This is a genomic window from Streptomyces sp. NPDC020379, from assembly GCF_044387105.1.
GTDB lineage: Bacteria > Actinomycetota > Actinomycetes > Streptomycetales > Streptomycetaceae > Streptomyces.
Genome location: NZ_JBIRVR010000003.1, coordinates 318,592 through 342,831 on the forward strand (window position 1 = coordinate 318,592; position 24,240 = coordinate 342,831).

A 24,240-nucleotide genomic window follows, 5' to 3' on the forward strand; every position below is an offset into this window, starting at 1 on the left:
GGGTCCACCTAGCGTTTGGCCGGTCGAGCACCATGGGATTCCGGGGGCGCGGACTCTATCCCGGCCCCCTCTTCCGGCTTGCGGTCATCGGGGCGCTCGGCGGCCTTCTCCGGCTTCTCGGGGAGCACGAAGCGATACCCGACATTCCGGACGGTGCCGATCAGGGACTCGTGCTCGGGCCCGAGCTTGGCGCGCAGCCGTCGCACGTGGACGTCCACGGTCCGGGTGCCGCCGAAGTAGTCGTAGCCCCAGACCTCCTGGAGCAGCTGGGCCCGGGTGAAGACCCGGCCGGGGTGCTGGGCGAGATACTTCAGGAGCTCGAACTCCTTGAAGGTCAGATCCAGCACCCGCCCCTTGAGCTTGGCGCTGTAGGTGGCCTCGTCCACGGAGAGGTCGCCGGTGCGGATCTCCATCGGGCTGTCGTCCATGGAGATCTGCTGGCGGCCCATCGCGAGCCGCAGCCGCGCCTCGACCTCGGCGGGCCCCGCGGTGTCCAGCAGGACGTCGTCGACGCCCCAGTCCGCGGTGACGGCGGCCAGGCCGCCCTCGGTGACCACGAGGATCAGCGGGCAGCCGGGGCCGGTGGAGCGCAGCAGCTGGCAGAGGCTGCGTACGTGCGGGAGGTCGCGGCGGCCGTCGATCAGTATGACGTCGGCCCCGGGGGTGTCCACCAGCGCCGGCCCCTCGGCGGGGGCCACCCGCACGCTGTGCAGGAGCAGGCCCAGGGCGGGCAGCACCTCCGTCGACGGCTGGAGGGCGTTGGTAAGGAGCAGCAGAGAGCTCATCGGCCGCCCCCTGCCGGGGTCGTCGTACGTTTCCGGGTGTCGCGCGCGCTTCGCTCGCCCATGACGTCGGTCCTCCTCGGTCCCTGCAAAGGGGATACCACCCAGGCTGACGCACTGGGGGAGTGTGCGGCTCTGCTTCGTACGGTTTTGTGCTGGCGGTCTTCGGGGTGCGCGCCCTGGAGCGCGCTTGCGCTCATCCGCGCGGGCGCGCGTCTGAATGCACAAAAGGACCCGGGGGCTGCTCTGCCCGGATCCTCTCTGCGCAGCAGGATAGCCCACGGGGCTTTGCGGTGGCCGGACGATTTTGCATGACCTTGTGTTTCGTCGGTCACTTCGGGTGGTCGTGGGGGGTGGGGCTTGACATCGCGGCATGGGGGGCGCGTTGAGGCATGGGGGCGCGTGGCGCGTTCGGCGGGCTTTTGCCAGCCCGCTCCTTCCCGCACTGGGGCACGTGCCCCAGGCCCCGGCGGCCGGCCGGTCGGCGCCTGCGGCGGGCTTCTTCCCCTACCCGCCCCTTCCCGAAACCGGGGGCAAGCCCCCAGACCCCGCAACACGCTTCGCGCGTTGTCCTCAAACTCCCCCAGCTAGCGCTGGGAGGTGCCCCCAACGGGCTGAATGCGAACCCTGAAGCGGACACGTCCCGCACTCGCTCTCCGGTGGGAGGGGGTGGGGCTGGAGGGTGGGGTTCTGGAACGCGGTGCGAATTCGCGGCACTCAATACGCAAAGGGCACCCGCACCGGGTTCCAGGTCCCCAGCCCGGAAGACCCACCCCCGGCACCCACCACAAACCAGCCCGGCCGGCGCTTGAGGCCACCCGAACCGCAACCACAACAAACTCGCACCCGGCACCCCACCGAAAGCACAACGGACCCGCACCCGGCAACGCACCCGCAGACAAAAACCGCTCAGCCCCCGGCAACCGCCTCCGCGAACTGCGCCGCATAAAGCCGCGCATACGCCCCGTCCGCCTCCAGCAGAGACTCGTGCGTCCCCTGCTCCACGATGTGCCCCGACTCCATCACCAGGATCACGTCCGCGTCCCGGATCGTGGAGAGCCGGTGGGCGATCACAAAGCTCGTGCGGCCCGTCCGCAGCTGAGCCATGGCGTGCTGGATCAGCACCTCCGTGCGGGTGTCGACGGAGCTGGTGGCCTCGTCGAGGACGAGGATCTCCGGCTCGGCCAGGAACGCGCGGGCGATGGTGATGAGCTGCTTCTCGCCGACGCTGACGTTGGAGCCCTCCTCGTCGATGACGGTGTCGTAGCCGTCGGGGAGGGTGCGGACGAAGCGGTCGACGTGGGTGGCCTTCGCGGCCTCGACGATCTTCTCCATGGAGGCGCCCTCGGCACCGTAGGCGATGTTCTCGGCGATGGTGCCGCCGAAGAGCCAGGTGTCCTGGAGGACCATGCCGATGTGGGAGCGCAGCTCCTCGCGCGGCATGGCGGCGATGTCGGCGCCGTCGAGGGTGATGCGGCCGCCGCTCACCTCGTAGAACCGCATGAGCAGATTGACCAGGGTGGTCTTGCCCGCGCCGGTGGGGCCGACGATGGCGACCGTCTGGCCGGGGCTCACGGTCAGGGAGAGGCCGTCGATGAGCGGCTTGTCGGCCTCGTAGCGGAAGGAGACCTCCTCGAAGGCGACCTCGCCGCGCACCGGGCGCGGCTCCGCCGGGGCGGCCGCGTCGGCGGACTGCTCCTCGGCGTCGAGCAGTTCGAAGACGCGCTCCGCGGAGGCGACGCCGGACTGCACGAGGTTGGCCATGGAGGCGACCTGGGTGAGCGGCTGGCTGAACTGCCGCGAGTACTGGATGAACGCCTGGACGTCACCGATGGACAGCGAGCCGGAGGCGACGCGCAGACCGCCGACGACGGCGACGAGCACGTAGTTGATGTTGCCGATGAACATCATCGCGGGCTGGATGATCCCGGAGATGAACTGCGCCTTGAAGCCGGCCGCGTAGAGGTCCTCGTTCTCCTTGCGGAAGGTCTCGGCGGACTCCTTCTGCCGGCCGAAGACCTTGACCAGGGAGTGGCCGGTGTACATCTCCTCGATGTGGGCGTTGAGCTTGCCCGTGCTCTTCCACTGCGCGACGAACTGCGGCTGCGCCCGCTTGCCGACGCGGGTCGCGACGATCACGGAGACCGGGACGGTGACCAGCGCGATCAGGGCCAGCAGCCAGGAGATCCAGAACATCATCGCCAGCACACCGGCGATGGTGAGCACGGAGGTGACGATCTGGCTCAGGGTCTGCTGGAAGGTCTGCTGGATGTTGTCGATGTCGTTGGTGGCCCGGGAGAGGACCTCGCCGCGCTGCTGCTTGTCGAAGTAGCTCAGCGGCAGCCGGCCCAGCTTGTCCTCGACCTGCTGGCGCAGCCGGAAGACCGAGCGCTGGACGACGACGGTGGCGATGCGGGCCTGGATGAGCGCGAAGACGGAGGCGGCGACGTAGATCAGCAGCACCCAGAGCAGGACGTCGCCGACGGCGCCGAAGTCGATGCCCTTGCCGGGGGTGAAGTCGACGGAGGAGAGCAGGTCGGCGACCTTGCCGTCGCCCTTCTGCCGCATGGCGTCGATGGCCTGGGCCTTGGTCACGTGCTCGGGGAAGCCCCGGCCGACGACGCCGGCGAAGATCAGGTCGGTGGCCCGGCCGAGGATCTTGGGGCCGAGCACGGACAGCGTGACGCTGCCCAGGGTGAGCAGCAGGGCCACGGTGATCAGGGCCCGCTCGGGCCGGAGCACGGCCAGCAGCCGCTTGCTGGAGCCCGCGAAGTCCATGGACTTCTCGGTGGGCTGGCCGCCCATGAAGCGGCCTATGCCGGCCGCCGGGGCGGGGCCTCTGCGCGGCGTCCCGCCGGACCCTTCGCCGGGCTGCCCGCCCTCCTGGCCCGGCTGCGCCGGCTTTTCCGGGGACGTCACGCCGCCTCCTCCTCGGTGAGCTGGGAGAGCACGATCTCCCGGTAGGTCTCGTTCGACGCCATCAGCTCGGTGTGGGTGCCGGTGCCGACGACCCGGCCCTCGTCGAGGACGACGATGCGGTCGGCGTCACGGATGGTGGACACCCGCTGGGCGACGATGACGACGGTCGCGTCCCCGGTCTCACGGGCCAGCGCGGCGCGCAGCCGCGCGTCGGTGGCGTAGTCGAGCGCGGAGAAGGAGTCGTCGAAGAGATAGATCTCCGGGCGGCGGACCAGGGCGCGGGCGATGGCCAGGCGCTGGCGCTGGCCGCCGGAGACGTTGGAGCCGCCCTGGGCGATGGACGCCTCCAGGCCGAGGTCCATGCTCTCGACGAAGTCGCGGGCCTGCGCGGTCTCCAGCGCGTGCCACAGCTCCTCGTCGGTCGCGTCGGGCTTGCCGTAGCGGAGGTTGGAGGCGACGGTGCCGGAGAAGAGATAGGGCTTCTGCGGGACGAGGCCGACGGTCTCGGAGATCAGCACGGGGTCGATCTCGCGGACGTCCTCGCCGTTGACCAGGACCGTGCCCGCCGTGGCGTCGAAGAGCCGGGGCACCAGGCCGAGCAGCGTGGACTTGCCGCTGCCGGTGGAGCCGATCACGGCGGTGATCTCGCCGGGCCGGGCGACCAGCGAGACGTCCTTGAGGACGGGCTCCTCGGCGCCGGGGAAGCGGAACTCCACGCCGGTGAGCTCCAGATGGCCGGAGCGGCGCAGCCGGGTGACCGGCGCGGCCGGGGGCACGACGCTGGAGTCGGTGGAGAGGACCTCCTGGACGCGCTCGGCGCAGACCTCGGCGCGCGGCACCATCATGAACATGAAGGTGGCCATCATGACCGACATCAGGATCTGCATCAGATAGCTGAGGAAGGCCGTCAGCGCGCCGATCTCCATGTGGCCGCCGTCGATGCGGTGGCCGCCGAACCACAGGACGGCGATCGAGGAGAGGTTCACGACCAGCATCACCGACGGGAACATCAGCGACATCAGCCGGCCGGCCTTGAGCGAGACGTCCATCAACTCGGTGTTGGCACCCCCGAAGCGCCGCCGCTCGTGGGTGTCGCGGACGAAGGCGCGGATGACACGGATGCCGGTGATCTGCTCGCGCAGCACGCGGTTGACCGTGTCGATGCGCTCCTGGACGCCCCGGAAGACCGGGCGCATCCGCCAGATGATCAGCGACACGATGATGCCGAGGATCGGGACGATCACCAGGAGCAGCGCGGAGAGCGGCACATCCTGGTTGAGCGCCATCACGATGCCGCCGACGCACATGATCGGGGCGGACACCATCAGCGTGAACGCCATCAGGACCAGCATCTGGACCTGCTGGACGTCATTGGTCGTCCGGGTGATCAGCGAGGGCGCGCCGAACTGGCCCACCTCGCGGGCGGAGAAGGACTGCACCCGGTCGAAGACGGCGGCGCGCAGGTCGCGCCCCAGCGCCATGGACGTCCGGGCGCCGAAGTACACGGCGCCCACGGCGCACACGACTTGGACGAGGGTCACCCCGAGCATCCAGCCGCCGTAGCGGAGGATGTATCCCGTGTCACCCTTGACGACACCGCCGTCGATGATGTCCGCGTTCAGGGTGGGCAGGTAGAGCGTGGCGAGCGTCTGGACGAGCTGTAGGAGCACGATCAGCGCGATGGGTTTGGAGTAGGGCCTCAGATACGCCCGCGTAAGTCGTACCAACACACATGCAGCCTATGTGAGGCCCCCGCCACACGGCTTCCCGTTTTGCAGGTGGGCGTCGTGACTCCGCATACACCCGTCATCATGGGAGCCGCACATGAAGGAAAGGGGTCGCCGTGGCGACGACACAACCGGCGCGGCCGGTGGAGCTGCCGAGGCAGCCGGGGCCGGCGGGCACGATCCGCTACTGGGCCGCGGCGAAGGCCGCGGCGGGCACGGCCGAGGAGCCGTACGCCGCGCGCACGCTCGCGGACGCGCTGGACGCGGCCCGGCGGCGCCACTTGGAGCGCCCCGAATTCGCCCGGGTGCTCCAGCGCTGCTCGTTCCTCGTGGACGGCGACCCGGTCGGCACACGCGACCACACGACGGTCCAACTGGCCGAGGGCGGCACCGTCGAGGTGCTCCCGCCCTTCGCAGGAGGGTGACCCCGGCACGATGAGCAATCAGCCGCACAACGGATACGGGCAGCGAGAGCCCTACGAACCGTACGAACCACGTGAACCGTACGGTCCCTACGACCAGCAGGGCGTACAGCCTCCGGCCCAGCCCGGCTACGACGCCTATCAGCCGTACGACCCGTACGCGCAAGCACAGCCCCAGCAGCCGCAGAGCCCCTCGGCGTGGCCCACGACGCAGGGCGGGCAGCAGGGCTACGCGCAGCAGGAGCCCGTGACGCAGACCTGGCAGACCCCGACCTGGGACACGCAGACCTGGCAGCAGCCGGTCGCGCCCTCGGCGGCGGATCAGGGCTACGGCGCGTCGTGGCCCGGCGAGCCCGCGCAGGACGGCGCGTTCGCGAGCCACGGCCGCGCGGCGGCGCCGGAGGCGGACGGCTTCGGGCAGATGCCGGCCGAGCGGCCTTCCGCACAGCCTGAGGCGCGGTCTGCCGCTTCCTCGCAGGTGCCGCCCGCGCCCGCAGCTCCGGAGCGGCCGATGACCGCGGCCGAGAAGGCCAAGGCGGAGGGCCGCCCGCAGATCCTCGCGCCGGGCTTCCGGCCCGCCGTGCTGACCGCCGTGCTCGCGGGTCTGCTCGCGGCGGCCGCGCCGCTCGGGCACGTCGCGCTGGCCGTGCCGGTGGCGCTGCTCCAGGCGGTGACGGCGGCGGGCTGGTTCCGGCTCAACGGCATGTGGCCGGCCCGGCAGGGCATCGCGCTCGCCTTCCTCGGCGGTCTGGCCGCGGACATCGGGCTGCTGGCCACGGACGCCGACCAGGCGCCGACCGTGCTCATGGGCACGCTCGGCGTGTGGGTGCTGCTGACGCTGGTGCTCCAGCTGCGCAGCAACGCCGCGCCCGACGAGCGGCTGTACGGTCTGATGGTCGCCGGCGCCTCGGCCGCCCTCACGGTGGTCGCGGCCGGGCACCTGGCCGCCACGACCTCCGACGCCGTCGTGATCGGCGCGGTCGCGGTGGCGGTGACGGCACTGGCCCGCGCGCTGCCCCTGCCGTCGGTCGCCTCCCCCGTCGTCGCCCTGATCGCGGCCGCGGGCTCGGGCGTCGCGACCGGCCAGCTGACCGGTTTCGGGACCTCCGCGGCGCTGCTCGCCCTGGCCGCGGGCGTCTGCGCGCTGGCCGGGCTGCGCGCGGCGAGCTACGACTACCCGTCCCGCTTCGTGCACATGACGGCGGGCGTCGCGCTCCCGCTGGCGGCGGCCGCCCCGGCCGTCTACGTGCTCGGCCGGGCTCTCGGCTGATCGTCCCCTGATCAGCGGGTTCGCCGGTTTTCCGCGCCGTCCGGTTAGGCTCCCTGCACAGGCAGGGGGCCTGACCGTGACCCGGGGGAGCGAGAGAAACCGATGCGCGCGCTACGAATAACCCTGATCATCGCCGTCGTCCTGGGGGCCCTGTTCGTGGGTGCCGACCGCGTCGCGGTCTATTTCGCCGAGGACCAGGCCGCCGAGAAGATACGCAGCTCGCAGAACCTCTCGGGCACCCCCGACGTATCCATCAAGGGCTTTCCCTTCCTCACCCAGATCGCGAGCTCCTCCCTCGACGAGGTCGATGTGAAGCTCGACGGCGTGACCGCCGGGGACGGCGAGAAGTCGGTCCGCGTCACCGGCTTCGACGCGAAGCTCCAGGACGTGAAGATCAACAGCAGCTTCACCTCCGCCGTCGCCGACCGCGCGACGGGCACCGCCCACATCTCGTACGCCGACCTCACCAAGGCCGTGAACGACCCGGCCGTGACGGTCGGCTACGGCGGCACGAACGCGGCGGGCAAGAGCCAGGTGAAGGTCACCGGCAAGATCTCGGCCATGGGCCAGAGCATCGAGCGCAGCGTCGAATCGACGGTCTCGGTATCCGGGGGCGACACGATCAGTGTGCGGGCGGAGTCGATTCCGGCTCAGGGGTTTCCTGGCTTGGAGCAGCTGATCCGGCAGAAGATCGATTTTGATCGGAAGATCAGTGGGTTGCCGCGGGGGCTGAAGCTGGATCAGGTCGTGGCGACGGGGGATGGCGTGGACATCACGCTGGCTGGGTCGCATGTGAATCTGGCGGGTTGACCGGGGGCCGCCTGCGGCGGGCTTTTTCCCCTGCCCGCCCCTTCCCGGAACCGGGGCGCTGCCCCAGACCCCGACCCGCGGACCCGTCGCCTCCCCCAGCCACCTCCACCGGACCCACCACAGACCCAGGCCCGGCCGGCGCCTGAGGCCACCCCATGGCAAGCCGCGACGGACCCGCCCCAGGAAATCCACCCTGCGAGACAACCGCGTCCGCAAGCCAGGATTCCCGGGCCCCGGACGGCGCCCCCGCCCCACCCGGCCGCTCGGCTCCACCCCGAAATCCCACATCACGGAAGATTTCGTCTCAGCATTCAACACACCGGTGACACGCCCACCCACCCCTCCCTACGATCGACCCATGAAGCGACAGGCGGACCTCACGAAGCGGCGGGCAGTCGACCTATGCCGCGTCGCCGCCATGCTCTGTCGCGATGTCTGACGGGGGCGCGCACCCGGCACACTCCAACGCCGCCGCCCGCCCCGCGCTCGTTCCCCCTCGGCCCGTCGAGGCCACCGCACCAACCGCTGCGCGGCAACGCACGCTCCCTTCATCCGGAAGCTCACCGCGCACACTTGCAACCGCCCCGGAGGAGAACAGCATGAGCCGCAGTGACGTCCTGGTGGACGCCGACTGGGTACAGGCCCGGATCGACGACCCGAAGACCGTCATCGTCGAGGTCGACGAGGACACCTCGGCCTACGACAAGAACCACATCAGGAACGCGGTCCGGATCGACTGGAAGACCGACCTCCAGGACCCCGTGCGCCGCGACTTCGTCGACCAGGCCGGCTTCGAGAAGCTGCTGTCGGAGAAGGGCATCGCGGTCGACGACACCGTCGTCCTCTACGGCGGCAACAACAACTGGTTCGCGGCGTACGCGTATTGGTACTTCAAGCTCTACGGCCACCAGGACGTGAAGCTCCTCGACGGCGGCCGCAAGAAGTGGGAGCTCGACTCCCGCGACCTCGTGGCCGAGGTGCCGCAGCGGGCGCGTACGGAATACCGGGCGCGGCCGCAGGACACCTCGATCCGCGCGTTCCGCGACGACGCGGTGGCGGCCATCGGCACGCTCAACCTCGTCGACGTCCGCTCCCCCGACGAGTTCAGCGGCAAGCTGCTCGCCCCGGCGCACCTCCCGCAGGAGCAGTCGCAGCGCCCCGGCCACATCCCGACCGCGCGCAACATCCCGTGGTCGAAGTCGGCCAACGACGACGGCACGTTCAAGTCGGACGACGAGCTCAAGGCGATCTACGAGGCCGCCGGCGTCGATCTGTCCAAGGACACCATCGCCTACTGCCGCATCGGTGAGCGCTCCGCGCACACGTGGTTCGTGCTGCACGAGCTGCTCGGCCAGCGGAACGTCCGCAACTACGACGGTTCCTGGACCGAGTACGGCTCCCTCGTCGGCGTGCCGATCGAGCTCGGCGCCAACTGACCCTTCCCCTCCCCCTCAAGGAACGCTTATGTGTGGAGCAAAGGCCGGCGGCCCCGACGCGTCGACCGCCAAGCCCGGTGAGACCACCATCCAGGGCTCCGTGACCCGCGACGGCCAGCCCGTCACCGGCTACGTCCGACTCCTGGACAGCAACGGCGAGTTCACCGCCGAGGTCCCGACGTCCGCGACCGGTCAGTTCCGGTTCTACGCCGCCGAGGGCACATGGACGCTGCGCGCGCTGGTGCCCGGGGCGACCGCCGACCGCAAGGTCGTCGTCGCCGAGAAGGGCGCCCTCGCGGAGGTCGCCATCGCCGTCTGACGGCTCGCGATCGGCCGGAGGGCCACACCCCGGGGTTGGACGCCATGATCGGGGTGCGGCCCTTCGCGCCGTGCGGGGTCCGGTCGTACGGTGGGTGTATGTACGCGCGGCGCCGGCACTGGTACTTCGCCATGATGGGGACGTGCATCGGCATGTTCGTCCTGGCGTGGGGCGTGGTGCGGCTGTGGTCCGTGCCGGCCGCGGTGGGCATGTGCCTCTTCGCCATGGTCATCCCCCCGGTGGCCGCGATCGTCGCGAACCGGCACGGGCCGGATGACCGCTGGTGGGACGATCCGTCGGGCGACCCGAAGTCTGATGAGTGGTGGGACGAGCTGGACGGGAAGAGGCGGCGCTAGCGACCAGCCCGTCCGGCGATCGAGGACGCGCCCGCAGGGCACTGGGGTCCGGGGTCTCCCCGGTTCCGGGAATCCGGGGTCTTCACCGGTTCCGGGAAGGGGCGGGTAGCGGGAAAGGCCCGCCGCAGGCGCCACGCCCCCCTCGGCCCTCACAACGGCTCAGTACACCAACGCCTGCACGCCGTCCCCCATCGCCTCCGCCACAAACACCTGCGCGCCGGCGATCCGCGCGCCCTCGATCAGATCCTTCTCCTCGATGTCGCGGCGCGCCGCGCACTGCGTGCACACCGTGATGAGACCCCCACCGACCCGGATCCCCTCGATCAGTTCCGGCAGCGGCGCCGCGTGCGGCAGGGAGAACTCCGCCGCCCGGCCGGGGAGCGCGAACCACGACGCCTCGCCGGTGAGCCACAGGGAGACCTCGACACCACTGGCCACGGCGACGGCCGCGACCGTGAATGCCTGGGAGCAGCGCTCGGGCGCGTCCGCGCCCGCCGTGACCTTGAGGACAAGCTTCTTCTTCGCCATGCGCTCACTGTAGGCGGGTCCCACCGCGTGCCACCCACCTCACAGAGCCGCTCCCGACGCGTCCGACTAGACTCGGGGGCGGTCCGTACCCCCTCTCTCCGACCGAGGAGCACGCTCGTGCTTGAGGCAGTCTTCACCACCCTGCTCGTGCTGGTCGCCGTCGGCGTGCTCGCCTTCGCCGGGCTGACCTGGAAGAAGCTCTACCAGGGCCAGCGCTGACCCACGGCAGCTGACCGTTCTCCCTCACCGTCTCCTACAGATCGTCTGAGCCCATGATCGAGATTCCGTCCGACCTCCACCCGGACCTCGTGCCCCTCGTCTTCCTCCTCGGCAAGTGGGAGGGTGCCGGCGTCGCCGACTTCCCCGGCTCCGAGAAGTGCAACTTCGGGCAGGAAGTCACCTTCACGCACGACGGCCGTGACTTCCTGGAGTACACGTCGCACAGCTGGGTGCTCGACGGTGAGGGCAAGATGGTCCGCCCGCTGGAGACCGAGAGCGGCTACTGGCGGATCGACAAGGACCGCAAGGTCGAGATCGTCATGATCCGCGACCAGGGCGTCGCCGAGGTCTGGTACGGCGAGCTGGCCGACCAGAAGCCGCAGATCGACCTGGCGACGGACGCCGTCGCCCGCACCGCGGCCGCCGGTCCGTACACAGGCGGCAAGCGCCTCTACGGCTATGTCAAGGGCGACCTGATGTGGGTCGGCGAGAAGGCCACCCCCGAGGTGCCGCTGCGCCCCTACATGTCGGCGCACCTGAAGAAGGTCGCCGACCTCAAGGAGTGGGCCGCGAGCCTGCCCGACGACATGCCGGACGGCGTCGCCTTCTTCAACCAGGACGGCACGCCCTACACCGGCTGAGCACGACCCGTACGACTCGAAGAAGCGCCCCGCGGGGGAAGTCCGGTCGAAGTCCGGCGCTGACCCGCAACGGTAGGCGGAAGGCCCCCCAGGGGCCTTCCGCGAGCCCGATCACCCGCGGCGGCGTCAGCTCCTGACAACTCGCCGTGGACTGCGAGGGGACACCCGGGCGCACTCCTCGTCCCGGGCCGCTCCTTGGTACGTACGAAGCGGCCCGAGCCCAAGGCGTACCCCGTGGCGACCACCCTCCAGGCCACCGTGACCACCGGCGGACCGCCGCCACTCCGGCGGCCGCCGCTGCCGCCCCTGCTGGCCGGGCTGGGCGTGGCCCTGCTGGTCTCCCTCGTGTGCGCGGTCGGCCTCGGCGCGGCCGGGATCACCTGGGGCGAGACGTTCCGCTTCCTGCGGGCCGGGCTGACCGGCGGGACCATCGCGCCGGACGAGGTCTCCGCCTACACCATCGTGTGGGAGCTGCGCTTCCCGCGCGCCCTGCTGGCCGCCGTCGTCGGCGCGGGGCTGGCCTCCGTGGGCGTGGCCGTGCAGGCCATGGTCCGCAACGCGCTCGCCGATCCCTTCGTCCTCGGCATCTCCTCGGGCGCGGCCGTCGGCGCCAACGCCGTGCTGCTCTTCGGGGCGCTGGGCTCCCTGGGCGTCTGGGCGCTGTCCGGCGCCGCCTTCGCCTCGGCGCTCGCCGCGATGCTGCTCGTCTACCTCGCCGCCCGCACCCCGCAGGGCCTGACGCCGCTGCGGCTGGTGCTGACCGGCTCCGCGATGTACTACGGCTTCTCGGCCGTCACCACCCTGATGGTCTTCAGCGCCGACCGCGGCGAGGCCGCCCGCTCGGCCATGATGTGGCTGCTCGGCAGCCTGGCGGGCGCCACCTGGGCGTCCGTGCCGATCGCGGCCGCGGTCGTGCTGGCCGGGCTCGGGTATCTGCTGTGGACGGCGCGCGGCCTCAACGCCCTGGCCATGGGCGACGAGACGGCCGCCGCGCTCGGCGTCGCCCCCGACCGGCTGCGCCGCGAGCTGTTCGTCGTGGCGGCCGCCGTCACCGGCGCCGTCGTCGCCGTCAGCGGGGCGATCGGTTTCGTCGGCCTGATGGTCCCGCACATCACCCGCATGCTCGTCGGCGCCGACCACCGCCGGGTGCTGGCCGTGGCCCCGCTGCTGGGCGCGGTGCTGCTGGTGTGGGTCGACATCGTCTCCCGGCTGCTGCTGGCGCCCGTGGAACTGCCGGTCGGCGTCATCACCGCGATCATCGGCGTGCCCTGCTTCGTGCTGCTCATGCGCCGCCGCGGCTACAGCTTCGGAGGGGCCTGACCATGCGCGTCGACATCGAGGACCTGTCGGTCGAGATCGCGGGCGCCCGCCTCGTGGCGGAGATCGCGCTGCGGGCGGGGACCGGGGAGTTCGTGGGTCTGATCGGCCCGAACGGCAGCGGCAAGTCCACCCTGCTGCGCTGCGTCTACCGCGCGCTGCGCCCGGCCACCGGCACCGTACGGCTGGACGGCGACGACCTGCACGCGCTGACCGCCCGCGAGGGCGCCCGGCGGCTGGCCGCGCTGCCGCAGGAGTCGGCGAGCGAGTTCGACTTCACCGTCGCGGAGATCGTCGCGATGGGCCGGCTGCCGCACCAGGGCGCCGCCGCGCGGGCCACCGCCGAGGACGGCGCGGTGTGCGCGGCGGCCCTGGAGCGGGTCGGTGCGGGCCACCTCGCCGGGCGTGCCTTCCCCACCCTGTCGGGCGGCGAGAAGCAGCGTGTGCTGATCGCCCGCGCCCTGGCCCAGCAGCCGAAGGTGCTGGTCCTGGACGAGCCCACCAACCACCTGGACATCGCCCAGCAGCTGGAGGTCCTCTCGCTCGTACGCGGCGCGGGGCTGACGGTCCTGGCCGCGCTGCACGACCTGAACCTGGCCGCCACGCACTGCGACGCGCTGTACGTCATCGCGGGCGGCCGCGTCGTGGCGTCCGGCCCGCCGGACGAGGTGCTGACCGCCGAGCTGCTCGCCGACGTCTTCGGCGTACGGGCCCACCGCGTACCGCACCCCGAGTCCGGCGCCACGCGCCTGCTCTTCGACCGTCTCCCGACCCCGTAAGGACCCGCCCCATGCGTGCTCTGCGCACCGCCGTCGCCCTGCTCGCCGCCCTGGCCCTCGCGGGCTGCGGAGCGAAGGTGTCGGATTCCCCGGACTCCCCCGCCGAGGCGAAGGCTTCCGGGCACTACCCCGTGACCGTGGAGAACTGCGGGGTGAGGACGACGTACGACAAGGCCCCGCAGCGGGTGGTCACCAATGACGTCGGCATCGCGGAGATCATGTTCGCGCTCGGCCTTGAGGACCACATGGCGGGTTATGTGGCGCCCGACTACAAGGGCGACCGCCGGTCGGTGCCGTGGGCGGACGGCTACAAGAAGGTGAAGTGGCTGTCCAAGAAGGAGATCACCAAGGAGCTCGTCCTGGACGCCAAGGCCGATCTCGTCTTCGCGGGCTGGAACTACGGCTTCGGCGAGGGCAACGGCTTCACCCCGGCCGCCCTGAAGAAGCTGGGCGTCGGGTCGTATGTCCTGACCGAGTCCTGCCACAACGGCACGGGGAGCTCGCGCGGCGTGATGCCGCCGCTGGAGGCGCTCTACACCGACCTGGAGACGCTCGGCAAGGTCTTCGACGTCGAGGACCGGGCGCGAAAGCTGATCGACGGCTTCAAGAAGCAGGTCGCCGACGCGCAGGCGCAGGTCCCGGCGGACGCCCCGAAGCCCAAGGTCTTCCTCTACGACAGCGGCCAGGACAAGCCCACCACCGCGGGCGCCTACGCGGGGCCGCACGACATCATCACCAAGGCCGGCGGCGACCATGTGATGAAGGACCTCAAGGACTCCTGGACCGAGGTCGGCTGGGAGACGGTCGTGGAGCGCGACCCCGACGTCATCGTGATCAACAACTACGGGGACGTGAGCGCGGAGCAGAAGAAGCGCTTCCTGAAGTCCTACGGCCCGCTGGCGAACGTCTCCGCCGTCAAGAACGACCGCATCTTCGTCCTCGACTACGTCGACCTCGTCGAGAGCCCCCGCAACCCCGCGGCCATCGCGGCGCTCGCCGGCTTCCTCAAGGGGGTCCGCGGCGCCTGACGCTGCCTAGACTGGTGGCGTGGTGGACACCGACTGGCAGAGCAACCTCCGTAAGCGCGGCTACCGGCTGACGCCGCAGCGCCAGCTCGTCCTGGAGGCGGTCGACCGGCTGGAGCACGCGACACCGGACGACATCCTCACCGAGGTCCGGCGCACGGCGGGCGGGGTCAACATCTCCACGGTCTACCGGACCCTGGAGCTGCTGGAGGAGCTGGGCCTGGTCAGCCACGCCCACCTCGGGCACGGCGCCCCGACCTACCACCTCGCCGACCGGCACCACCACATACACCTCGTCTGCCGCGACTGCACGACTGTGATCGAGGCCGACCTGGCGGTGGCCGAGCCGTTCACGGCGCGACTGCGCGAGACCTTCGGCTTCGACACCGACATGAAGCACTTCGCGATCTTCGGCCGGTGCGCCGACTGCTCCTCGAAGGCGGCCGCCGGCGGGTCGTAGGCTTGTGCGCATGCTGCGTCATTCGAAAGCCAGCCCGCTGCTCTCGCTGCCCGGCGCCGTCGCCGCCGAGGCTCCCGACGAGGGCGTCGCCGCGCACTACGGCGACCTCTTCCGCGAGCAGCGCGCGCTCGCCGGAGGGTCCGGTCTCGTCGACCTCTCGCACCGCGGCGTCGTCACCGTCACCGGCGCCGACCGGCTGAGCTGGCTGCACCTGCTCATCACCCAGCACGTGACCGACCTCCCGGCCGGGCAGGCCACGGAGGCGCTGGTCCTCTCCGCCAACGGCCACATCGAGCACGCGCTCTATCTGGTGGACGACGGCGAGACGACCTGGGCGCACGTCGAGCCCGGCACCCAGGGCGGCCTGATCGCCTATCTGGAGAGCATGAAGTTCTTCTACCGCGTCGAGGTCGCCGACCGCACGGACGACTTCGCCGTCGTCCACCTCCCCGCGGGCTCGATCACCGAGGTCCCCGAGGGCGTGCGGGTGCGCGAGACAGCGCACGGCCGCGATCTCTTCCTGCCGCGCGCGAGCCTGGCGGATTTCGCCGCCGCGCACGGCCCGGTGGCGGGCGTGCTCGCGTACGAGGCGCTGCGCGTCGAGGGCCACCGCCCCCGCCTGGGCCTGGAGACCGACCACCGCACCATCCCCCACGAGCTGGGCTGGATCGGCACGGCCGTCCACCTCCAGAAGGGCTGCTACCGCGGCCAGGAGACGGTCGCCCGCGTCCACAACCTGGGGAAGCCGCCGCGCCGCCTGGTCTTCCTGCACCTGGACGGCAGCGAGGTCTCCCTCCCGGCACACGGCGCGCCGGTCCGCCTGGCCTCGGACGGCCCCGAGGGGCGGCAGCTCGGCTTCATCACGACGGCGGCGCGCCATCACGAGCTGGGGCCGATCGCTCTGGCGCTGGTGAAGCGGAACGTCGCGACGGACGCGGGGCTGCTTGTGGGCGAGGCGACGGCTGCTTCGCAGGAGGTGGTGGTGGAGCCGTAGGGTTCGCCGGGGCGGGGGTGCGGGTGCGCTTCCGGGTGCGGGTGCGTTGCCGCCTGCGGCGGGAGCGGCCCGCGGCCGCGTCCTCGAACTCCCCCAGCTACCGCTGGGAGGTGCCCCCAACGGGCTGGATCTGGCTGGGGGGGAAGAAAACCCCTACACCTCCACAAGGACCGTGAACGGACCGTCGTTCGTCAACGACACCTTCATGTCCGCCCCGAAGCGCCCCGTCTCCACCCGCGCGCCCAGCGCCCGGAGCTCGGAGACGACCGCCTCCACGAGCGGCTCGGCCACAGAACCCGGCGCTGCCCCGTTCCACGTAGGCCGCCGCCCCTTCCGCGCGTCACCGTAGAGAGTGAACTGGGAGATCACCAGCAGCGGCGCCCCCACGTCCGAACAGGACTTCTCGTCGGACAGGATCCGCAGCGACCACAGCTTGCGGGCGAGCTGCGCCGCCTTCTGCTCCGTGTCCTCATGCGTCACTCCGACAAGCACGCACAGGCCCTGTCCGATGATCTCGCCTACGGTCTCACCGTCGACGACGACGCTCGCCCCGTCCACCCTCTGCACCACTGCACGCATACGGACCATGATGCCCTGCGTCCATCCAGGGCCGTTCGGGTGGAGAGACCCTGCGCCCGGGCATCACACAGTGGCACGATGCGTGCAGGCGGTGTTCGCACGGGCGACGTGCCCCGGACGCGCGCCGCCCCAGGGGAACGGAAAGCGCATGTCCACACCCATTGAGGACGGTCCCATGCTCAAGACAGCGGACAGCCTGCACCCGAGGCCGCCGAGCCAGCGCGCCGGGCGGCTGGCGGACGTCCCCGCGCGGGAGCTGCGCGAGCTGAGCCTGGCGGAGCTGCGCGTGCTGCGCAGGGACGCGCAGCGGGACGAGGCGGATCTCAGCTACGTACGGCGCCTCCTCCAGGGCCGCGTGGACATCCTGCGGGCCGAGCTGGCACGCCGCGCCTCGCCGGGGGCCCCGCTCATGGCGCGGCTGGTCGTGGAGCGGCTGTCGGAGATCCTCGCGGACGGGCCCTCCACCCAGCGCTCGTCCGCCCGCCATGTGACGCTGGGGACCCCGCACAGCGAGGAGTCCCGGCGGCTCGTCGAGGACATGCTGGCCGAGGTGGAACTCTCCGACCTGGGCGCCCGCACCGACGCCGAGCTGCTGAGCGGCATGCGCCGCCTGGAGACGTACGAGCGCCAGGTGTCCGTACGCCGCCAGGCGCTTCAGCGCACGGCCGACGATTGCAGTGCGGAGATCGCCCGCAGGTACCGTGAAGGAGAAGCGCAAGTCGACGACCTCCTCTCGTGACCCACCGGGGGCGGTCCGCACCACCTCCCCCGGAAGGCCGACGATGACCTCCTCGACTGACTCCCCCGCCACGGCCGTCGTCCCCGGCATATCGCCGGTCCTCGCCGAGGTCGTACGTTCCGGCTTCGTCGAGGGCCGCCACCGCGGTTCGCTGGTGGTGCTGGCGGCCGACGGCAGCGTCGAGCTGGCGCTGGGCGACGTGACCGCGCCCGTCTACCCGCGCTCCGCGAACAAGCCGATGCAGGCCGCCGCCGTGCTGCGGGCCGGTCTTGAGCTCTCCGGTGAGCGGCTGGCACTGGCCGCGGCCAGCCACTCCGGAGAACCGTTCCACCTTGAGCTGGCGCGGACGATGCTCACGGAGTTCGGCCTCTCCGAGGACGTCCTGCAGACCCCGCCCGACCTGCCCCTCGACCCCGTCGAGGCGGAGGCGTACCTCGCGGCCGGGCACGTCCGCGACCGCGTCACCATGAACTGCTCCGGCAAGCACGCCGCCATGATCGCGGCCTGCGCCGTCAACGGCTGGGACACCGCCTCCTACCTCGCCGCCGACCACCCGCTCCAGCGGCTCGCCCTCCAGGTCGTGGAGGAGACGAGCGGCGAGCGCGTCGCCCACGTCGGTACGGACGGCTGTGGCGCGCCCCTGATGGCGATCTCCCTCACCGGCCTCGCGCGGGCCTTCCGCACCTTCGTCCTCGCGGAGCCGGGCACCCCGGAACGCCGGGTCGCGGACGCGATGCGCGCCCACCCCGAGTACGTCGCCGGCACGCGCCGCGCCGACACCTGGCTGATGCGCGAGGTCCCCGGCGCCCTCTCCAAGATGGGCGCCGAAGCGGTCCAGGCCGTGGCCCTCCCCGACGGCCGCGCCCTCGCCTTCAAAATCGACGACGGCGCGCTGCGGGCGACGGGGCCGGTGCTCGGCCGTGCGCTGTCCTTGCTGGGGGTGTCCGTGCCGGCGGTCGCCCGGATGTCTTCGGTGCCTCTCCTTGGCGGGGCGGTGCGGGTGGGCGAGATCCGCGCGGCGTTCTGACCCAACGGGTCGCTGCGCGGGGCTGGTTCGTGGCCGGGTACGGTCCTGTGGCGCCTGCGGCGGGCTTTGTTCCCCTGCCCCGCCCCTTCCCGGCTGCATCCGATATGCGGCTCCGCCGCGTGGGGAGGCTGCGCCCCAGACCCCGCAACTCGCTTCGCGCGTTGTCCTCAATCTCCCCCAGCTAACGGAGGTGCCCCCAACGGGCTGAATGCGAACCCTGAAGCGGACACGTCCCGCACTCGCCCTCCGGTGGGAGGGGGTGGGGCTGGAGGGTGGGGTTCTGGAACGCGGTGCGAATTCGGGGCACTCAACACGCGAAACGGCACCCGCACCGCGTTCCAGGTCCCCAGCCCGGAAGACCCACCCCCGGCACCCACCACAAACCAGCCCGGCCGGCGCTTGAGGCCACCCGAACCGCAACCACAACAAACTCGCACCCGGCAACGGCCAACCCGAAAGCGGAAGACCACGCTTGACCTCAAGCAAACTTGAGGTAACAAGCTTCCGGTCATCAGCCAGGGCCGGTCATCCCACCGGCACAGATCCTCGGGGGACCCCATGTCCGAGAACACCTACCGCCTCGCCGTCATCATCGCCTCCACCCGCGAGGGCCGCTTCGCGACCACCATCTCCAAGTGGTTCGAGGCGCGGCTCGCGGAGCGCTGCGACGTCGAGGTCGACATCATCGACCTCGCCGAGCACCCGCTGCCGATGCACCTCTCCAGGGAGCTGTCCTCGGAGGACGCCGCGGCGCTGGGCGCGGTGACCCCGCGGCTGGAGCGGGCCGACGCCTTCGTGATCCTCACGCCGGAGTACAACCACAGCTACCCCGCGCCCCTGAAGAACCTCATCGACTGGCACTACTCGCAGTGGCGCGCCAAGCCGGTGGCGTTCATCTCGTACGGCGGCCTCTCCGGCGGCCTGCGCTCCGTCGCCCACCTGCGCCCGGTCTTCGCGGAACTGCACGCGGTGACCATTCGCGAGACGGTCAGCTTCCACAGCCCCTGGGGCAAGTTCGAGGAGAACGGCGCGCACGTGGATGTGGAGGCGGGCGAGGCGGCGGCGGGGGCGGCGAAGGTCATGCTCGATCAGCTGGCGTGGTGGGCGCTTTCGCTCCGCGAGGCGCGGGCGGCCCGGCCGTATGGGGCGTGAATTCGCCTGCGGGTCGCTTGCGGGTTGTGTGTAGTTGCGGTTCGGGTGGCCTCAAGCGCCGGCCGGGCTTGGTTTGTGGTGGGTGCCGGGGGTGGGCACCATTCGGTTGCGGGGCGCGCCGGTATTTTCTTTTCAGCCCGTCCGGCAGGACAACGCGCGAAGCGTGTTGCGGGGTCTGGGGGCTTGCCCCCACGCGGCGGAGCCGCATATCGGATGCAGCCGGGAAGGGGCGGGGTAGGGGAACAAAGCCCGCCGCAGGCAACAGCGCACCCGTGTAACTTGGCGAGCACCCCGTCCCACCAGGAGAAACCAATGCCCTCCCAGCCTCGCCGCCGCCTCCTCTACGTCACCGACCTCGCCTACGAGGCCAAAGGACGCCGTTACTGCGACGAGGACATCTTTCTCTCCTCCCGGCTGCGCCAGGAATTCGACATCGCCCTCTGCCATCCCCTGGACGCCGCCGCGCTGATGGCGGACTTCGACGCGGTCGTGGTCCGCAACAGCGGCCCCGTGCTGCACTACCAGGCCGCGTACGACGATTTCCGCGCGCTCGCCGAGAAGCACGGTGTGCGGGTCTACAACCAGCTGTCGGGCAAGGCCGACATGGTCGGCAAGCAGTATCTCCTCGACCTGACCGCCGCCGGTTTCCCCGTCATACCGACCATCGACGCGGCGCGGGACATCGACCGCCTGCCGGCGGCGGACGCATACGTGGTCAAGCCGAAGCTCGGCGCGGATTCCATAGGTCTGGAATTCATCTCCGGGGACCGGCTCGCGGAACTGTCTTACGGGGACGTCCTCGTGCAGCCGCGCATTCCCTTCGCCTACGAGGTGTCGTTCTACTTCGTCGACCGGGATTTCCAGTACGCCCTCTACGCGCCGCGCCCCGACCGGCGCTGGGAGCTGGAGGCGTACGAACCCACCGCCGCGGACCTGGAATTCGCGCAGCGGTTCGTCGACTGGAACGGCATCGACCACGGCATCCAGCGCGTGGACGCCTGCCGGGCGCCCGGCGGTGAACTCCTCCTGGTGGAACTGGAAGACCTCAATCCGTATCTCTCCCTGGACCTGCTGGAGCCCGCCGCCCGGGACGCGTTCGCCGCGAGCATGGCGGCCTCGATCCACAGGCTGATCGCCACAGACTGATCGCCGCGGCCTGATCGCCACGGGCCGGATCGCGGACGAACTCCCGTCCGGGCCCATCGGGTAGTGTGGGCGGCTCAGGCAGTACGCGACCGAGGAGGTGAGACCCATTACCGCAGTTCAGGTAGGGCGCTCCCTCCTCGTGGCCGTACGGTCCGCCCCGCGCGGGTGAGCCGCGAGAGCGCCCTTCGGATTCCCGGAAGGCCCTCATGTCTGCTCTTGCTCCCCTCGTTTCCCCCTCCGCCGTCGTCACCCGGCTGCGTGCCGCGGGCTGTGTCTTCGCCGAGGACGAGGCCCGGCTGATCCTCGCCACGGCCCGCACGCCCGACGACGCCGCTCGCATGGTCGACCAGCGGGCCGTCGGTCTGCCGCTGGAACACGTCCTCGGCTGGGCCGAGTTCTGCGGCCTGCGCATAGCCGTGGATCCGGGCGTCTTCGTGCCCCGGCGGCGTACGGAACACCTCGTCCGGCAGGCCGCCGCCCTGTCCGGCGGCCACTCCCCCGTGATCGTCGACCTGTGCTGCGGCTCCGGCGCGGTCGGCGCCGCGCTCCTCGCGGCCCTGCCCGGCGCCCAGTTGCACGCCGCCGACATCGACCCGGCCGCCGTGCGCTGCGCCCGCCGCAATCTCGCGGCGGACGTCCCGGTCCACGAGGGCGATCTCTACGCCCCGTTGCCCGCCGCGCTGAGGGGCCGCGTCGACGTCCTGGTGGCCAACGCGCCGTACGTACCCACCGAACAGATCGAGTTCCTGCCACCCGAGGCGCGCGTCCACGAGCCCCATGTCGCGCTCGACGGCGGCTCGGACGGCCTCGCCGTCCAGCGCCGCGTGGCCGCGGAGGCCCTCGCCTGGCTCGCGCCCGGCGGCCACCTCCTGGTCGAGACGAGCCGACGTCAGGCCGCCGCCACGGCCGCCTGGTTCACCCACGCGGGCCTGATCGCCGAGGTGAGCCACGACGAGGACCTCCACGCCACGGTGGTCTCGGGCCGGCGCCCCTGAAGCCGGCGCCCCGCACCGTCAGGCCACCCGCGCGCCGCCGCGCCTGAGGTGACGGCCTTTCCGTCACCAGGCGTGCCAGTACGCCGGCTTCGCGCCGCTCCGGGCCGCGGGGCGGGTCCGTGATCTTCATGGCGGTGACGCCGCCGACGCGGCCCGCGCCGCGCACCGGGCCGAGGCCGCAAGCCGTGCGGAGGCGTCAGCCGACCCGCTCCGCCAGGAAGTCCTCCCACGTCCGCCTGCCCACGACCGCCCCTTCGAGCGTCAGGTTCGCCCCGGCGCGATAGGCGCGGCCGACCTTCCCCGGCATGCGGACCGGCAGCGTCAACCGCCGCTTCCCGCGCGCCCGCAGATATCCGTGGGTCAGCTCGGCGAAGCCGTACACCGCGGGCCCGGCCAGGTCCGGCACCAGGCCCGCCGGCTCGCCGAGGGCCAGCTCCACGAGCCGGGCCGCCACCTCGCGGGAGTCGACCGGCTGCCACCGGAGCCCGCCCGGCGCGGGGACGACCGGCATCTTCGCCATCTTCCCCGCCACGGTCAGGGCCAGGTCGTGGAACTGGGCCGCGCGCAGCGTGGTCCACGGCAGCCCCGATCCGGCCACGGCACGCTCCGCGCCCAGCTTGGACCGGAAGTAGCCCAGCGGGATCGTGTCCGCCCCGATGACCGAGATGTAGACCAGATGCCGCACCCCGGCACCCACCGCGGCCCGCACCAGGTTCCGGGTCGCCTCGTCGTCCCCCTTGGCGCCGCCCGCGAGGTGCAGCACGACCGGGGCGCCGGCCACCGCGGCGTCGACGCCCTCGTCCTTGAGCAGGTCGCCGGTCACGTACTCGATGCCGTCCACGGACGCGTGGACGCCCCGGCTGAGCACCCGCACCTCGCGTCCCGCCGCCCTCAGCAGGGGAACGACATGGCCCCCCAGCGTGCCCGTGCCACCGGTGACCAGGATGGTCGATGTCATGGCTGCTCCCCGTCTCGTCGCGTTCCGCGGATTCACAGCGATGACTCCTGGCGGGACGGGAATGTGACGGGACGGTCCGGAGCAGCCCCTTCGGGTCCTGTGACATGAACCACATCCCCGGCCTGTCACGCTTCGCCGGTGCGCTGTGTCTGATGGGCGTACGAGGAGAGGAACGGGATCAGCCATGAGCGAGGACGCCTTCAGCGAGCACCGGCCGCTGCTGTTCACCATCGCCTACGAGATGCTGGGCAGCGCGGCCGACGCCGAGGACGTGCTCCAGGAGAGCTATCTGCGCTGGAGCGCGGTCGACCCGGCCACGGTCGAGCACCCGCGGGCCTACCTCGTCCGCGTGGTGACCCGGCAGGCGCTCAACCACCTGCGGGCGGTGAAGGCGCGGCGCGAGGAGTACGTCGGCAGCTGGCTGCCCGAGCCGATCCGCACCGCGCCCGAGGTGAGCGAGGACGCGATCCTGGCCGAGTCGGTGTCGATGGCCATGATGCTCGTCCTGGAGACGCTGGGCCCGGCCGAGCGCGCGGTGTTCGTGCTGCACGACGTGTTCGGCTACACCCACGGCGAGATCGCCGCCTCGATCGGCAAGACCGAGGTCACCGTCCGGCAGATCGCCCACCGGGCCCGCCGGCACGTCCACGCGCGGCGGCGCCGCTTCGAGCCCGACTCCGACGCCACCCGGGAGGTCGTCCAGCGCTTCCTGCTCGCCGCGACGACCGGTGAAGTGCAGGCGCTGATGGACCTGTTGGCGCCCGACGTCGTGCAGATCTCCGACGGCGGCGGAAAGGTCGTCGCCGCCCGGCGTCCGATCACCGGCAGCGCCGACGTCGCCCGCTTCGTCATCGGCGTGCTCCGTACGACGACCGCGGCGACGCGCGTCGAGCACGCCACGTACAACGGCATGCCCGCGGCACGGTTCGTCACCGGCGGCGCGCTCGACTGGCTCGTCGCGTTCGAGATCCACGACGGACGGATCACGGGCCTCTACGGCATGCGCAACCCGGACAAGCTGCACCGCGCCGAAGCGGTGCTCCCACTCGACAGAGGAGACCACCGGCCGTGGAAACCGTGACTGTTGAACGTGTCATCGACGCCCCGATCGAGGACGTCTTCGCCTGGCTGACCACGACGACCAACTACACGAAGTCGCCCCTGGTGGTCCGCTGCCGGCTGACCCGGCGGGGCGAGTCCGCGCCGTACGGCCTCGGCGCGGTGCGCAGCCACCTCTGGCTGATCGGCTGGTTCCAGGAGCGCATCACCCTCTACGAAGCGCCGTACGCCACGGAGTACGTCGTCGACCGCTGCTTCCCGCCGGCGAGGCACGAACTCGGCCGCATGACCTTCACCGAGAGCGACGCGGGCACCCACGTCCGCTGGACCACGCGCGCCGAACTCCCCATCCCCTTGATCGGCCCCGCCCTCACGCGCCGCGCGGTACGCCCGATCCTGACGCACACGTTCACGAACATCCTCGAAGCGGCGGAAAAGGCACTGACCCGCCCCACCGACCGGCCGGCTCAGGTCTGACACCGACACCCCGTCGAGGAAGGCACGGCGACAGCGGATTGTTCGGAGGAGGTGGGCGTGCTTCCACGCCCTCACGAACAACGTCAAAGCACAGAAAACGGGGC

Annotated in this window: 25 protein-coding genes and 1 riboswitch; of the genes, 19 read left to right on the forward strand and 6 right to left on the reverse strand. The window is 71.4% G+C overall.

The window, feature by feature from the left end; translation table 11 throughout:
* Positions 1-8: 8 nt before the first annotated feature.
* The 3 genes from ACH427_RS06245 to ACH427_RS06255 form a co-directional block, all read right to left on the reverse strand.
* Complete coding sequence (locus ACH427_RS06245; RefSeq protein ID WP_398868219.1) at positions 9-785, reverse strand: response regulator transcription factor; 777 nt, start codon at positions 783-785, stop codon at positions 9-11.
* Positions 786-1,691: 906 nt separating this feature from the next.
* Positions 1,692-3,587 (reverse strand): ABC transporter ATP-binding protein, encoded by a 1,896-nt coding sequence (locus ACH427_RS06250; RefSeq protein ID WP_398868296.1) that lies wholly within the window; start codon positions 3,585-3,587, stop codon positions 1,692-1,694.
* A gap of 110 nt (positions 3,588-3,697) precedes the next feature.
* Positions 3,698-5,431 (reverse strand): ABC transporter ATP-binding protein, encoded by a 1,734-nt coding sequence (locus ACH427_RS06255; protein ID WP_398868220.1) that lies wholly within the window; start codon positions 5,429-5,431, stop codon positions 3,698-3,700.
* A gap of 146 nt (positions 5,432-5,577) precedes the next feature.
* Between ACH427_RS06255 and ACH427_RS06260 the strand changes: the two genes are divergently transcribed.
* From ACH427_RS06260 to ACH427_RS06285, 6 genes are all read left to right on the forward strand, one after another.
* The gene (locus ACH427_RS06260; protein WP_398868297.1) at positions 5,578-5,853 is read left to right on the forward strand and encodes a MoaD/ThiS family protein; all 276 of its coding nucleotides are present in this window, start codon (positions 5,578-5,580) and stop codon (positions 5,851-5,853) included.
* A gap of 10 nt (positions 5,854-5,863) precedes the next feature.
* Positions 5,864-7,120 (forward strand): hypothetical protein, encoded by a 1,257-nt coding sequence (locus ACH427_RS06265; protein WP_398868221.1) that lies wholly within the window; start codon positions 5,864-5,866, stop codon positions 7,118-7,120.
* A gap of 102 nt (positions 7,121-7,222) precedes the next feature.
* Positions 7,223-7,930 (forward strand): DUF2993 domain-containing protein, encoded by a 708-nt coding sequence (locus tag ACH427_RS06270; protein WP_398868222.1) that lies wholly within the window; start codon positions 7,223-7,225, stop codon positions 7,928-7,930.
* 599 nt (positions 7,931-8,529) lie between these two features.
* Positions 8,530-9,366, forward strand: a complete 837-nt coding sequence (locus ACH427_RS06275; RefSeq protein WP_398868223.1) for a sulfurtransferase — start codon at positions 8,530-8,532, stop codon at positions 9,364-9,366.
* 28 nt (positions 9,367-9,394) lie between these two features.
* Entirely contained in the window at positions 9,395-9,685 is a 291-nt protein-coding gene (locus ACH427_RS06280; RefSeq protein WP_398868224.1) for a DUF1416 domain-containing protein, read from the forward strand.
* A 98-nt stretch (positions 9,686-9,783) separates the two neighbouring features.
* Positions 9,784-10,041, forward strand: coding sequence for a DUF3099 domain-containing protein (locus ACH427_RS06285; protein ID WP_398868225.1), 258 nt, complete (start codon positions 9,784-9,786; stop codon positions 10,039-10,041).
* Between the two features lie 159 nt (positions 10,042-10,200).
* Here ACH427_RS06285 and ACH427_RS06290 read toward each other — a convergent pair whose 3' ends face one another.
* Complete coding sequence (locus ACH427_RS06290; protein ID WP_398868226.1) at positions 10,201-10,569, reverse strand: DsrE family protein; 369 nt, start codon at positions 10,567-10,569, stop codon at positions 10,201-10,203.
* A gap of 272 nt (positions 10,570-10,841) precedes the next feature.
* Here ACH427_RS06290 and ACH427_RS06295 point away from each other — a divergent pair, with 272 nt between their 5' ends.
* From ACH427_RS06295 to ACH427_RS06320, 6 genes are all read left to right on the forward strand, one after another.
* A complete protein-coding gene (locus ACH427_RS06295; protein ID WP_361532540.1) occupies positions 10,842-11,429 on the forward strand; it encodes an FABP family protein in 588 nt (195 codons plus the stop codon).
* Positions 11,430-11,463: 34 nt separating this feature from the next.
* Positions 11,464-11,546, forward strand: a riboswitch (cobalamin riboswitch).
* 117 nt (positions 11,547-11,663) lie between these two features.
* Positions 11,664-12,749 carry a FecCD family ABC transporter permease gene (locus ACH427_RS06300; RefSeq protein ID WP_398868227.1) on the forward strand — a complete coding sequence of 362 codons (1,086 nt, stop codon included), beginning with the start codon at positions 11,664-11,666 and terminating at the stop codon, positions 12,747-12,749.
* Positions 12,750-12,751: 2 nt separating this feature from the next.
* Positions 12,752-13,525 (forward strand): ABC transporter ATP-binding protein, encoded by a 774-nt coding sequence (locus ACH427_RS06305; protein ID WP_398868228.1) that lies wholly within the window; start codon positions 12,752-12,754, stop codon positions 13,523-13,525.
* 11 nt (positions 13,526-13,536) lie between these two features.
* The gene (locus tag ACH427_RS06310) at positions 13,537-14,553 is read left to right on the forward strand and encodes an ABC transporter substrate-binding protein (protein WP_398868229.1); all 1,017 of its coding nucleotides are present in this window, start codon (positions 13,537-13,539) and stop codon (positions 14,551-14,553) included.
* 19 nt (positions 14,554-14,572) lie between these two features.
* The gene (locus ACH427_RS06315) at positions 14,573-15,010 is read left to right on the forward strand and encodes a Fur family transcriptional regulator (protein ID WP_398868230.1); all 438 of its coding nucleotides are present in this window, start codon (positions 14,573-14,575) and stop codon (positions 15,008-15,010) included.
* Between the two features lie 10 nt (positions 15,011-15,020).
* Complete coding sequence (locus tag ACH427_RS06320; RefSeq protein ID WP_398868231.1) at positions 15,021-16,004, forward strand: YgfZ/GcvT domain-containing protein; 984 nt, start codon at positions 15,021-15,023, stop codon at positions 16,002-16,004.
* Positions 16,005-16,157: 153 nt separating this feature from the next.
* Here ACH427_RS06320 and dtd read toward each other — a convergent pair whose 3' ends face one another.
* Positions 16,158-16,583, reverse strand: a complete 426-nt coding sequence (dtd, locus tag ACH427_RS06325) for a D-aminoacyl-tRNA deacylase (protein WP_398868232.1) — start codon at positions 16,581-16,583, stop codon at positions 16,158-16,160.
* 148 nt (positions 16,584-16,731) lie between these two features.
* On the opposite strand from dtd, the gene ACH427_RS06330 reads away from it, so the two are divergent.
* The 5 genes from ACH427_RS06330 (at position 16,732) to ACH427_RS06350 (ending at position 21,642) form a co-directional block, all read left to right on the forward strand.
* A complete protein-coding gene (locus ACH427_RS06330) occupies positions 16,732-17,322 on the forward strand; it encodes a hypothetical protein (protein ID WP_398868233.1) in 591 nt (196 codons plus the stop codon).
* A 43-nt stretch (positions 17,323-17,365) separates the two neighbouring features.
* Positions 17,366-18,349 carry an asparaginase gene (locus ACH427_RS06335; protein ID WP_398868234.1) on the forward strand — a complete coding sequence of 328 codons (984 nt, stop codon included), beginning with the start codon at positions 17,366-17,368 and terminating at the stop codon, positions 18,347-18,349.
* Between the two features lie 558 nt (positions 18,350-18,907).
* Positions 18,908-19,501 carry an NADPH-dependent FMN reductase gene (locus ACH427_RS06340; protein WP_398868235.1) on the forward strand — a complete coding sequence of 198 codons (594 nt, stop codon included), beginning with the start codon at positions 18,908-18,910 and terminating at the stop codon, positions 19,499-19,501.
* A 312-nt stretch (positions 19,502-19,813) separates the two neighbouring features.
* The gene (locus ACH427_RS06345) at positions 19,814-20,647 is read left to right on the forward strand and encodes a hypothetical protein (protein ID WP_398868236.1); all 834 of its coding nucleotides are present in this window, start codon (positions 19,814-19,816) and stop codon (positions 20,645-20,647) included.
* 206 nt (positions 20,648-20,853) lie between these two features.
* The gene (locus ACH427_RS06350; RefSeq protein WP_398868237.1) at positions 20,854-21,642 is read left to right on the forward strand and encodes a putative protein N(5)-glutamine methyltransferase; all 789 of its coding nucleotides are present in this window, start codon (positions 20,854-20,856) and stop codon (positions 21,640-21,642) included.
* A gap of 196 nt (positions 21,643-21,838) precedes the next feature.
* Here ACH427_RS06350 and ACH427_RS06355 read toward each other — a convergent pair whose 3' ends face one another.
* Entirely contained in the window at positions 21,839-22,600 is a 762-nt protein-coding gene (locus ACH427_RS06355) for an SDR family oxidoreductase (protein ID WP_398868238.1), read from the reverse strand.
* 184 nt (positions 22,601-22,784) lie between these two features.
* Between ACH427_RS06355 and ACH427_RS06360 the strand changes: the two genes are divergently transcribed.
* A complete protein-coding gene (locus ACH427_RS06360; RefSeq protein WP_398868239.1) occupies positions 22,785-23,681 on the forward strand; it encodes an RNA polymerase sigma-70 factor in 897 nt (298 codons plus the stop codon).
* Positions 23,669-24,136 carry an SRPBCC family protein gene (locus tag ACH427_RS06365; RefSeq protein ID WP_398868240.1) on the forward strand — a complete coding sequence of 156 codons (468 nt, stop codon included), beginning with the start codon at positions 23,669-23,671 and terminating at the stop codon, positions 24,134-24,136. The genes ACH427_RS06360 and ACH427_RS06365 overlap by 13 nt, the downstream gene beginning before the upstream one ends.
* The last annotated feature ends 104 nt before the right edge of the window (positions 24,137-24,240 follow it).